The organism is Microcystis sp. CS-574, assembly GCF_028329095.1.
GTDB classification, from domain to species: domain Bacteria; phylum Cyanobacteriota; class Cyanobacteriia; order Cyanobacteriales; family Microcystaceae; genus Microcystis; species Microcystis ichthyoblabe_A.
The window spans coordinates 1-10,603 of record NZ_JAQMSY010000252.1; the positions used below are offsets into that span (position 1 = coordinate 1).

General features: G+C 42.5%; 10 protein-coding genes and 2 pseudogenes. 7 read left to right on the forward strand and 5 right to left on the reverse strand.

Going from position 1 to position 10,603, the window contains the following annotated elements; translation table 11 throughout:
• Nucleotides 1-57: helix-turn-helix domain-containing protein (locus PN470_RS22445; protein ID WP_190357389.1), on the reverse strand; the 57-nt coding region annotated here is incomplete at its 3' end.
• A gap of 1,067 nt (nucleotides 58-1,124) precedes the next feature.
• Here PN470_RS22445 and PN470_RS20600 point away from each other — a divergent pair.
• Nucleotides 1,125-2,120: a glycosyltransferase gene (locus PN470_RS20600; RefSeq protein WP_272105017.1), complete on the forward strand. Its 996-nt coding sequence runs from the start codon at nucleotides 1,125-1,127 to the stop codon at nucleotides 2,118-2,120.
• A gap of 248 nt (nucleotides 2,121-2,368) precedes the next feature.
• A pseudogene (locus PN470_RS20605) lies at nucleotides 2,369-3,370 on the forward strand (Npun_R2821/Npun_R2822 family protein).
• A 161-nt stretch (nucleotides 3,371-3,531) separates the two neighbouring features.
• On the opposite strand, the gene PN470_RS20610 reads toward PN470_RS20605, so the two are convergent.
• Both PN470_RS20610 and PN470_RS20615 read right to left on the reverse strand, forming a co-directional pair.
• A complete protein-coding gene (locus PN470_RS20610) occupies nucleotides 3,532-3,822 on the reverse strand; it encodes a DUF3288 family protein (RefSeq protein WP_002738029.1) in 291 nt (96 codons plus the stop codon).
• Between the two features lie 2 nt (nucleotides 3,823-3,824).
• Entirely contained in the window at nucleotides 3,825-4,502 is a 678-nt protein-coding gene (locus PN470_RS20615; protein ID WP_002776293.1) for a hypothetical protein, read from the reverse strand.
• Nucleotides 4,503-4,801: 299 nt separating this feature from the next.
• On the opposite strand from PN470_RS20615, the gene PN470_RS20620 reads away from it, so the two are divergent.
• From PN470_RS20620 to PN470_RS20630, 3 genes are all read left to right on the forward strand, one after another.
• Nucleotides 4,802-5,014, forward strand: a complete 213-nt coding sequence (locus PN470_RS20620; protein ID WP_002735306.1) for a hypothetical protein — start codon at nucleotides 4,802-4,804, stop codon at nucleotides 5,012-5,014.
• A 138-nt stretch (nucleotides 5,015-5,152) separates the two neighbouring features.
• Nucleotides 5,153-6,043 carry an indole-3-glycerol phosphate synthase TrpC gene (trpC, locus tag PN470_RS20625; protein WP_002736464.1) on the forward strand — a complete coding sequence of 297 codons (891 nt, stop codon included), beginning with the start codon at nucleotides 5,153-5,155 and terminating at the stop codon, nucleotides 6,041-6,043.
• A gap of 221 nt (nucleotides 6,044-6,264) precedes the next feature.
• The gene (locus PN470_RS20630; protein ID WP_103111880.1) at nucleotides 6,265-7,419 is read left to right on the forward strand and encodes a pyridoxal-phosphate-dependent aminotransferase family protein; all 1,155 of its coding nucleotides are present in this window, start codon (nucleotides 6,265-6,267) and stop codon (nucleotides 7,417-7,419) included.
• A 200-nt stretch (nucleotides 7,420-7,619) separates the two neighbouring features.
• Here PN470_RS20630 and PN470_RS22275 read toward each other — a convergent pair whose 3' ends face one another.
• On the reverse strand, nucleotides 7,620-7,706 hold the full coding sequence (locus PN470_RS22275) for a DUF4351 domain-containing protein (protein ID WP_223210794.1): 87 nt from the start codon (nucleotides 7,704-7,706) through the stop codon (nucleotides 7,620-7,622).
• A gap of 289 nt (nucleotides 7,707-7,995) precedes the next feature.
• Between PN470_RS22275 and PN470_RS20635 the strand changes: the two genes are divergently transcribed.
• Nucleotides 7,996-9,339, forward strand: a complete 1,344-nt coding sequence (locus PN470_RS20635; RefSeq protein ID WP_272105018.1) for an adenylosuccinate synthase — start codon at nucleotides 7,996-7,998, stop codon at nucleotides 9,337-9,339.
• A 27-nt stretch (nucleotides 9,340-9,366) separates the two neighbouring features.
• Nucleotides 9,367-9,924 carry a 50S ribosomal protein L25/general stress protein Ctc gene (locus tag PN470_RS20640; RefSeq protein ID WP_002781534.1) on the forward strand — a complete coding sequence of 186 codons (558 nt, stop codon included), beginning with the start codon at nucleotides 9,367-9,369 and terminating at the stop codon, nucleotides 9,922-9,924.
• A gap of 99 nt (nucleotides 9,925-10,023) precedes the next feature.
• Here the strand turns inward: PN470_RS20640 and PN470_RS20645 are convergent.
• Nucleotides 10,024-10,185 (reverse strand): annotated as a pseudogene (locus PN470_RS20645) (IS630 family transposase); the annotation flags it as partial.
• Nucleotides 10,186-10,603 lie beyond the last annotated feature (418 nt).

A 10,603-nucleotide genomic window follows, 5' to 3' on the forward strand; every position in this document is an offset into this window, starting at 1 on the left:
CAATAGCGACTCTTGTTCGGGTGTGGGGTAAAATCGGTAAGAATAGGCTTTTTCCATACCTCACATTTTAGCATATATTTCGTAAATGTGCTAATATTTAACAGTAAAGCCGTCGTAGAACGACGGGGTTTCAGACCCAAATTTTCGATGAGAGATGAGGGGTTGCTGGATGCGGATTAGATCGAGCTTTCATGTCTTCTCGTTCTGAATTCGTTCAATTTCATCCAGTGCTTTTTTCGCCTGGAATACGGCCCAGAGATAGGCGATCTGGCTCTCCCACGCCGATCGGGGTAGGATGGCGGGGATAGGGTTCGGGTTCTCGTTCATGGTTAGATTGTGGGGGTGAGTATGGGGGTTTTGTTTTGCCAGCTTTCTGGCCATTGGATCGCCTCGGCACTGAAGGCGAGGGGAGCCTCGGGGAGGGGAGATATGAGTCGGTTGGAATTAGAAATCCACGGATAATTACGAGCGAATTGGTTAGGGAACACGGTCGCGATCGTAATTGACTATATATAGCGTTTTTCAGTCTGATGAGGTACAAAAGTTATGGGTTTTAGGCAAAAGGCTTCGGCCGTGAGCTCAGCCGAACCGCCGAACGGCAAAAGGGAAGAAAAATAGGCGTACCTCACTAGCTTAGGAAACGCTATAAATACAAAAGTCTTGGCAAGAGTTGTCAGGCTTGTCGAGCTACTTCTCTGAATTTAATACTATGGAACCTCGCAAGAAAAAACAAGATATTTTTAAAGACTAATTGAACTTAAAACAATCATTTAAGTTCAAAAAATAGCGATTTTTCGAGTATTTATACTTAGGCGATCTCCGTGTTCTAGGTCATAGAATCTCTAGTTCATTTTTTATCCGAATAAAAATAGAGTAATTAAGTATTAAAAACCCCTTGCTAATATCAATGGATATATAAGGTTTCTCACACCTGTGTGGCACAGTTTAACCTTTGCTGATTAAATTTTTCGACATCGATAATGTACCTCTTGGGAACAGGAAACGCTATAGTATAATATCTATACTCGATCGACTATTGCCTTTAGATACCTCACACCTTAATAATTAAGCATAGAATAGCCGAGTCTCCAGACTACCGCTTAACCAAAACCTCTATTATACCGATGAGAAACCTCTATTTTCTCTTGCCCGGTACTACTTCTCCCTTTGGTGGGGGTGGACTGTGGGCAGAAATGAAAACCGTCAATTTAGCTAGTCAAATTTGTAGTGCCCAGATTGTGACTTATCGTCAAAAAGAGTTAAATTATCTCTTTTTAGAGGATATACTCGCGAAAATAAGCTCTGATGACAGTATTTTTGTGGTTAGCTGGGGTTTTGATCTGCCTAAACTGGTGCCAAGATTGCGATCGCATAATATCATTTATCATGCCCATAGTACAGGTTACGGCTTCCGTTTACCCCCCGGAATACCAATTATAACCGTTAGCCGTAATACTATGGGTTACTGGGGAGAAAAGGCTCCTAATGCTTTAATTTACTATCTTCCTAATCAAATTGGCTCAGAATTTCTCAATTTAGGCTTAGAAAGGGATATCGATGTCCTAGTACAGGGGCGCAAATCCTCAAAGTATCTTCTCAATCGTCTAGTTCCCGCCCTCCGTCCCCGCTGTCGCCTTAAGGTTTTAGATAGCTATGTGGAGGATTTAGTGGGATTATTCAATCGTAGTCGGGTTTATCTCTACGATTCGGCTGAATATTGGGCTGTAAACGGTTTAACGGAAGGTTTTGGCTTACCGCCCCTGGAAGCTTTAGCCTGTGGTTGTACGGTATTTTCTAGCGTCAATAGCGCCCTAGCCGATTATCTCGATCCCGGTTTCAATTGTCAAAAAATCGGGGCCTATTCCACTCAATACGATCTGGAACGTATTCTTAATTATGCCCGTAATTTTCCCGTTAATTCTTTACCTGCTAATTTTATCGATGATTATCATCCTGAAAAACTATTACCACGTTTTGAAACAATTTTAAGAGAAATTAATGATTTCTTTGATATTAAAAAACGCTATCCGGCTGATATAGAAGGTTTAGAACCCCTGCGGCTTAAAAAATTATGGATACAGAGTTCTCTGGCTAAACTTAAGAAAAAACTGTTTAAGTAGCAGTGATCTTTCCTTAATTATTCGCCAATTCAAAAATCAAACTCATCAATTTTAAGAGTTGACAGAGAAAGATCGATCGGCTATTCAGTTATCAGTGATCAGTGATCAGTTATCAGTTATCAGTTATCAGTGAACAGGGATATCGGGAGAAAAAAGCTGATGGCTGACTCCCCAAAAGGAAAACTTTCTACTTCACCATTAAGATAACTGCTATATAATTATTTCTAACTCTTACCCCCAGGATATTTATGAAGCGAGGAATTTACATTACCGCTAATGATCGAGTTATCGAGCAGGCGCTCGCATTAATGAATAGTATTCGTTTGTACGATCCCGATTCTCCCGTCATCTTGATTCCCTACGACAATAATTATCAAAAAATTGCCGATTTATTGTCCGAAAAATATGGCGTTATTCTCTATCCCGATCTGCAATTAGTGGAAGAATTAGCACAAAAAATCTATGATATTTTTGGAGAAAAATTCTTTGCTCGTCCCAATCAATTTCGCAAGCAGGTGTATTGGTTTGGAGAATTAGATCAATTTCTTTATATCGATGCGGATATCGTAGTTTTTGAAAAAATAATAGATAATCTAAATTTCCTCGATACCTACGATTTTCTCTGCTGTGATTACCAACACAAAAAAGGGATTACTGATGTCTTTAATCCGATTGTTTTAGAACAAGGAATCTTCACAGAAAATGATCTAAGTGGAATGTTTAACGGTGGTTTTTGGGCTAGTAAAAAGAATCTGTTCTCAGAACAGGAATTATAAGTACCTAAGCAAAATTAATTACACATATCTAACCACCTCTTGCCTTTTGCCTTTTGCCTTTCTTCACTAGGAAATTTATTTTGCACGACTACTTATAGTGCTTTTCAAGAATGTGCCGCTCATCCAGAATATTTTGATTTTTCTCAAAAAACCTCCGATCAACCGATTATTAATTATACCATTCTCAAACGAGTTCCCAATCGATTTAATATTGTCCGCGCTCCGGGTTGTCAAGCGGGAAATTGGGGGGGAAGTTCTCATTTTCAACCTCAGGGGAATATTTTAATCGATCCGAGATTAAATCAGCCCTTAAAATATTTACATTGGGCAGGAATTCGCATTGAACCGGGCTGTCCCTACTGGGATATCTGGAGATATTATCGTTATCTAGATGATCCTAATCCCCCCGCAGATCCGCCAGCAAGCAAACCAAAAAATCCTTTTCAGAGATTATTAGATAAAATCAAATTATAGGTTTGATTTTTGGTGCATCTCCTATTTGTGACTTTCTCTCACATATAGGCGAGCAGCAGAAGTTATTAAAAGAGGGCGAATGCAATTCGCCCCTACAATAATATTATTTTCTGAGATAAGGTGAAAGGGAAGAAGTGTTTTTTTCAACCCTATAGCTTAATTTAACTCCAATCCTGTTGCTCCTCGCTTTGGCGAATTTGATACACTTGTCCATGACTGTGCAGTTGTCGAGTTTTTGCCCATAAACTAGCTTCATCTAACTGCCATTTTTCTAGGATTAAATCTAAATCTCTTTGGATTTCTCTTGCCCCCGGAAAGTTTTGATAACGTATGCGTAAACGAGCGCATTCAGCTAAGTTTAAATCATTAGGTTCTGATTGCAGCAGCTGATCAACAATCGGGCGATCAATTCTTTCCTGTGGATGTTGTTGTTCTTGGTTTTTACTAGCCATAATTAATCGAACCAACCGATATCGGAATCCGTTAACTCTGTGGGGGTAGGAGTTGGGGCAATATAACGGACTAAAGTTGCCATTTCAAAGTTATAAAGACTGGGTTTCTTCGGCGCAGGTTTGGTAATTGCTGACGGTTCAGGCGTGGGGGTGGGACTATTTTCTAGGGTTTTAATTTGATTATATAGTTTTTCAATCAACTGTTTTTTCTCGGTTAATTCCGTCTGGGATTGACTTAATTGACTCGATAATTTTTCAATTAACTGTTTTTTCTCAGTCAGTTCTATTTCTGTTTTACTTAATTGACTCGATAATTTTTCAATCAACTGTTTTTTCTCGGTTAGTTCCGTCTGGGATTGACTTAATTGACTCGATAATTGTGCCACCAAAGTGGTTTTTTCCGAGAGGACAGATTCTAACTGCTCGGTCTGTTGTTGTAACTGCTGTAACCTGACAGAGAGTTCCAGATGTTCTTGGACTTCTTTTTCCAGAGAAATAACCTTTTCTTGGAGAGTTTGCTGATTTTTCTCGGTTTTTTCTAACTCTGTTGTCAAGTCGTTAATTTTTGCCTGTAGGGTGGCGTTAGTTTCCTTCGGACGTTTGGGAGAAGGAGAGGTTTGGGATTCTACCTCTTTATTAGCTTCTGTACGGATGAGATCGTTTAAATTACCTTTGGTCATAAGCTGTGCAAATAGGATATTACGATAGAATCGGATACTGTCCAGAAATCTGTTGGTTTAGGCAATCGATAATTATTCGCCCGATATACAAGCTTGATTAAGCTGGGGAATTGTTCCATAGGTTTTATTTTATAGCTTGAGGTCGATCGATCCCTGTCCATTTAAGGAATGAGAACAAATACCTAAATCTCTGTTTCGCCAGTAAGATTCTAAATTTTTCTGTAGTTAATGATACGGAATAGTAAATTTGTGTCAGACTAAAGGTAGAAGTTGATCGCACCTGTGGCAGGGATAAATTTATGAATATTGAAGAAAAAGCACGTCTTAATCTAACCCAAGAACGACAAGCAGAAGGAATGCTCGAAGAGAATGTCTTAACTCGTACAGAGGAGCTTTTAGGGGAAGGAGAGGCAGAAACTGCAAAAGCGCGGGTTTTGTTAACTGAAAATCGTCAAGAAGACGAAAAACTCCAAGATAAAATTTTAGAACGTTCGATCGAAGCTATGCAATAGCCTTTCGGTGAAGACTGGGAATATCCACAGAAGTAGAGTTAAATGTCTGTAGAGACGTGGTTTTCCCCGTCTCTATTTCAATCCCTGATAACTAATCACTGTTACACTAATCACTGTTAAGCTCTGGACAGTGAAAAAATGCAGATCCGAAGAAAACACCCCAATCCTGCCGTTAAAGTTGAGAGTTTGAGTTATGTGGTGAAAGTGCCAGAGGCACAACCGCAAAATATTTTAGAAGAAATCGTTTGGCATAAAGAGATCGAAGTCGATAAATTGCGCGAAAGGCTGCCTTTATTGGAATTACGCCAAAAAATAGCCAATACTGCGCCACCTTGCGACTTTTTAGCCGCCTTAAAACAGGGTAAAACCCAACCCGCTTTGATTGCCGAAGTCAAAAAAGCTTCTCCTAGCAAGGGAGTCATCCGCGAAGATTTTGATCCTGTAGCGATCGCCCGTACCTATGAACAGGGAGGAGCCACTTGTTTATCGGTTTTAACCGATAGTAAGTTTTTTCAAGGTAGTTACGAAAATCTTAGCCTCGTCCGGCAAGCGGTATCTTTACCCCTATTATGCAAAGAATTTATCCTTTATCCCTATCAAATCTACTACGCTCGCTCTAAAGGAGCCGATGCTGTTCTTTTAATTGCCGCTATTTTAAGCGATCAAGACCTAGCATATTTTGTCAAAATTGTCAAGGGTTTAGGGATGACAGCTTTGGTAGAGGTGCATAGTCTGGCCGAATTCGATCGAGTGTTAGCCATTGAGGGAATCGAACTAATCGGCATTAATAACCGTAATTTAGAGACATTTACAGTTGATTTAGACAATACTCGCCAATTACTAGAAGCTAGAGGCGAAAAGGTGCGAGAAAAAGGTATTCTGATCGTCAGCGAATCGGGATTAAACACAGCAACAGATCTGGCGAAAGTGAAGCAAGCGGGAGCAAATGCGGTTCTAATCGGCGAATCTTTGGTAAAACTGCCCGATCCTGCCGTCGGTATCCAGAAATTGTTTGAAAATCGGGAATAGGAGTTAGGAAGTGGGGAGTCGGAATGATGAATTATAAATTACGAATTATGAAGTGGGGAATTGGGGAGAAAAAAGCTAACTCCTGCCTCCTGCCGACCGCCCCCTGCTTCCTGCGATATAATCAGAGTTTGCCAAATCTTAAATCAACCCCTCAGAATTGATGCGATCGAGATTTGGTTTTTTATCTTTGTTAAATATGGCCCAACGAGAGAGGACGAACCATGGAAAATAAAAATATGTTGATGATTCCCGGCCCCACACCAGTGCCGGAAGCGGTATTATTGGCTATGGCTAAAGCACCGATAGGTCATCGGACCGGTGCTTTTAGCAAGGTAATCGCCGAATTAACCGAAAATCTTAAATGGTTGCATCAAACCAGTGGCGATGTCTTAATGCTAACCGCTTCGGGAACCGGTGTCATGGAAGCGGGAATTATTAATTTTCTCAGCCCCGGCGATCGAGTTTTGGTGGGGGATAATGGTAAATTTGGGGAACGTTGGGGGAAAGTCGCGAAAGCCTACGGCTTAAATGTGGATGTAGTTAAGGCAGAATGGGGTAAACCCCTAGATCCAGAAGCATTCACCGCTAAACTGACCGAAGACAAGGAAAAAGCCATCAAAGCGGTAATTATCACCCATTCAGAAACTTCCACCGGGGTTCTCAATGACTTGGAAAGCATTAACAAAGCGGTAAAAGACCACGGGGAAGCTTTAATTATCGTCGATGCTGTCACCAGTTTAGGAGCTTATCATATTCCCATCGACGAATGGGGTTTAGATGTGGTCGGTTCTGGTTCCCAGAAAGGTTATATGATTCCTCCCGGTTTAGGTTTTGTTTCCGTAAGCAAAAAAGCGTGGAAAGCCTACGAAACCGCCAAACTGCCCCGTTTTTATCTAGATTTAGGCAAATACAAAAAAGCCACCGATGAGGATAGTTCCCCCTTTACCCCCCCAGTTAACCTGATGTACGGTTTACAAGCTTCTCTGCAAATGATGAGAAGGGAGGGATTAGCGGCAATTTTCGCCCGTCACCAACGCTTAACGCAGATGACGCGGGCGGGTATGCGCGCCCTGGATTTGCCCCTCTACGCGGCGGATTCCTGGGCTTCCACGGCGATTACTGCGGTAGCCCCCACTCTAGTAGATGCGGAAAAAATTCGTTCGACTCTCAATAAAAAGTTCGACATCGCTGTGGCTGGTGGTCAGGATCACCTCAAGGGTAAAATCTTCCGTATCGGTCATTTAGGTTTTGCCAGTGAGAGGGATATCCTCACGGTTATCGCTGCCATTGAAGCGACTTTAATCGAGTTAGGTGTCGAAAGTGTCACCCCCGGCGCCGGTGTGGCTGCGGCTGCCTCGGTGATGGTGCAGGGTTAATCTTAGGTTTGCTTTTCCCCTTCTCCCCCTATCCATTAGTCACATCTTTCTTAACATAAAATTTGACAAAGAGAGAAAAGTGTGCAGGATGGCTCAAGGGGGTTCTCTGGGGGAACTGATTTGATCAGATAGCTTCCAAGTCTCGCTGATATTATGTCATCTTCCCAGTCCCAACCAAATAGTTTTAACACCAGGTTCACCTACAGAAGCGATCGCACCCATTCCTCTAAATCTCCCGCTTTGGTAAAATCTAACAAAGCTTCTCCTAAAGCTTCCAGTTGATTAATTGAGAGAGATTAAATTTGCGATCGCCTCTTATTCCAGAAAACGGGTTTCTTTGAGAAACCCGTTTTCTATGGATCTTGAGGCAGAGGGGCTAAAGTCTCGCGGCATGGTTTCCCTTGGAAAAAGAACGCTGCCCCAGGGCAGAGCAACAAGAAAAAGGTAAATAGGGTGAATAAACGTGGTGAAGGACGACGAAATAAAGCCATAACTAAATCAATAATGCTCTTGACAAAATATCTATCCAGTGTGGATAATGGTAGTTTGTGTGAACTTTAGCTAGACTAAAATACCTTGGCTAACGTTATTGTAATCGGCGCTCAGTGGGGCGACGAAGGAAAAGGAAAAATCACGGATCTGCTGAGTCGATCGGCGGATGTGGTGGTGCGTTCTCAAGGTGGCGTAAATGCGGGTCATACCGTCGTCGTCGATGAACAAACGTTCAAACTCCATCTAATTCCCTCTGGGATTCTCTACCCGGATACGGAATGTATAATCGGCTCTGGAACAGTCATAGATCCCTCGGTGTTACTCAAAGAGATGGCGCAATTACACGCCCTCAATGTTACTACCGACAATCTCTATATCTCGCAAACGGCTCATGTCACTATGCCCTATCACCGGCTGCTCGATCAAGCATCCGAGGAAAAACGGGGGAAATATAAAATCGGCACCACGGGAAGGGGTATCGGCCCCACCTATGCCGACAAATCCGAGCGCATCGGTATTCGAGTCATCGACTTGATCAATACCGAGAATCTGCAGCAAAAACTAGAATGGACGATCAATTATAAAAACGTCATTTTAGAAAAGTTATATAACTTACCGCCTTTAGATGCAAAGACGGTGATCGAGGAATATCTAGAATATGCCGAGAAACTGCGTCCCCATGTGGTCGATAGTTCCTTAAAAATCTACGAAGCAATCCGCAAGCGTAAGAATATTCTTTTTGAAGGGGCCCAAGGCACCCTACTCGACCTCGATCACGGAACCTATCCCTACGTTACCTCCTCCAATCCGATCGCCGGGGGTGCTTGTGTGGGTTCTGGCATCGGTCCGACGGTAATCGATCGAGTGATCGGTGTGGCCAAAGCTTACACCACTAGGGTAGGTGAAGGTCCATTTCCGACGGAATTAGAGGGGGATGTCGAGCAGTTATTATGCGATCGTGGGGCGGAATTCGGGACCACCACCGGCCGCCGTCGTCGCTGCGGTTGGTTTGACGCGGTTATCGGTCGTTACGCAGTGCGAATCAATGGTTTAGACTGTCTAGCGATCACTAAATTAGATGTTCTCGATACCCTAGAGGAAATCAAAGTCTGTGTCGCCTACCAATTGGACGGCAAAACCTGTCGCCATTTACCCAGTAGTGCGGTGGAATTCGCCCGTTGTCAACCGATTTACCGAACGATGCCGGGGTGGCAACAACCCACCAGCGCTTGTCGGAGTCTGGAAGACTTGCCCAAACAGGCCCTCGATTATCTAAAATTCCTAGGGGCGATCATGGAAGTACCGATCGCTATTATCTCCCTAGGAGCTAGTCGCGACCAAACTATTATCGTTGAAGATCCCATTCACGGACCCAAACGCGCTCTTTTGGACGAAAATGGCTCGCCTTGGGATAATTACGAATTTTAAATCATTGCTAAAGAGGATTAGTCAACTATGCAAGTTAGCGTTGAATGTCAAAAAAGACCCGAAAATATTAACCCCAGGGCTCTACGTCGTCAGGGTTTGATCCCGGCGGTTCTCTATGGCCATAACGGCACGGAATCGGTTTCCCTCGTGGTGGGAGAAAAAGCGGCCTTAACCCTGCTTAAAAAGGCCTCGGTGAATAATACCCTGGTGGATGTCAATGTTCCGGAAATGCCTTGGACGGGAAAAGCTTTGATCCAAGAGGTACAATCTCATCCCTGGAAAAGAAATCTCTATCACCTCAGTTTCTTCTCGGTATCTGCCCACGGTAAGCTCGATATCGTCGTTCCGATTAAAGCCATAGGAGAAGCGATCGGAACCAAACAGGGCGGTTTAATCGAACAGTTCGTTAACGAAGTTAATGTCTCCTGTATTGCTGATAATATCCCGGAAGTGATCGAATTTGATGTTTCGGGCATCGGTGTGGGGCAATCCCTGCTCGTGGGTGATTTAAAAATGCCGGAAGGGGTGACTTTAAAAGATGATCCCCATACCACCGTTTTTGCCATTGTTGCCGCTAAAAGATAAATTCAGTGATCAGTGATCAGTCATCAGCAAATCATATTTCATTATTTACTGTTTACTGGTTACTGCTCCGCAGCTCTGGCACTCCCATCTACTGGGGGTTTATATACTTTGGACGTTCATAATCTGAGATTTATTAAACTTCTGAAATCCTAGAGTAAGCAAGGAATCCAGTTGTTTTTTATGTTTCAGATCGGCATCATTCAGGCATCCATAAATAGCTGAAGAAAAGTCAGAAAAGTTTTCATAATAGGCTGATTCAAGTCTGAATTGCATCACTGTCTGATCTACCTTCATAAGACCTCTTGTAAAAATCAAAAATTGTTGTTAGGGTTATGAGTCAGTAGTCAGGAAAATTGAGAATGAATAATAATCAATTAAATGATCTATTTACAGATTTGATGCCATTTAATCCTTATTTTTGACGTTTTTGAACCCTCAAAAATTAATTATGCAAGAGGTTTAATTAGGGGTTGCTGAATAAATCTAAAACCCTTGTTGGATAAGACTTTTAGACTTTTTTTCCCTCAAAAAGTGCCAGCTATTGGAGTGATCGGGGGTAAAATTCCAGGACTTTTTCCCTGAAAATTAGGAAACTGACCCCCTCAAAATCCGTAAAACCCCACACCCCACACCCCACACCCCACACCCTACCCCCACGAAAAACTTTTTCAGCAAACCC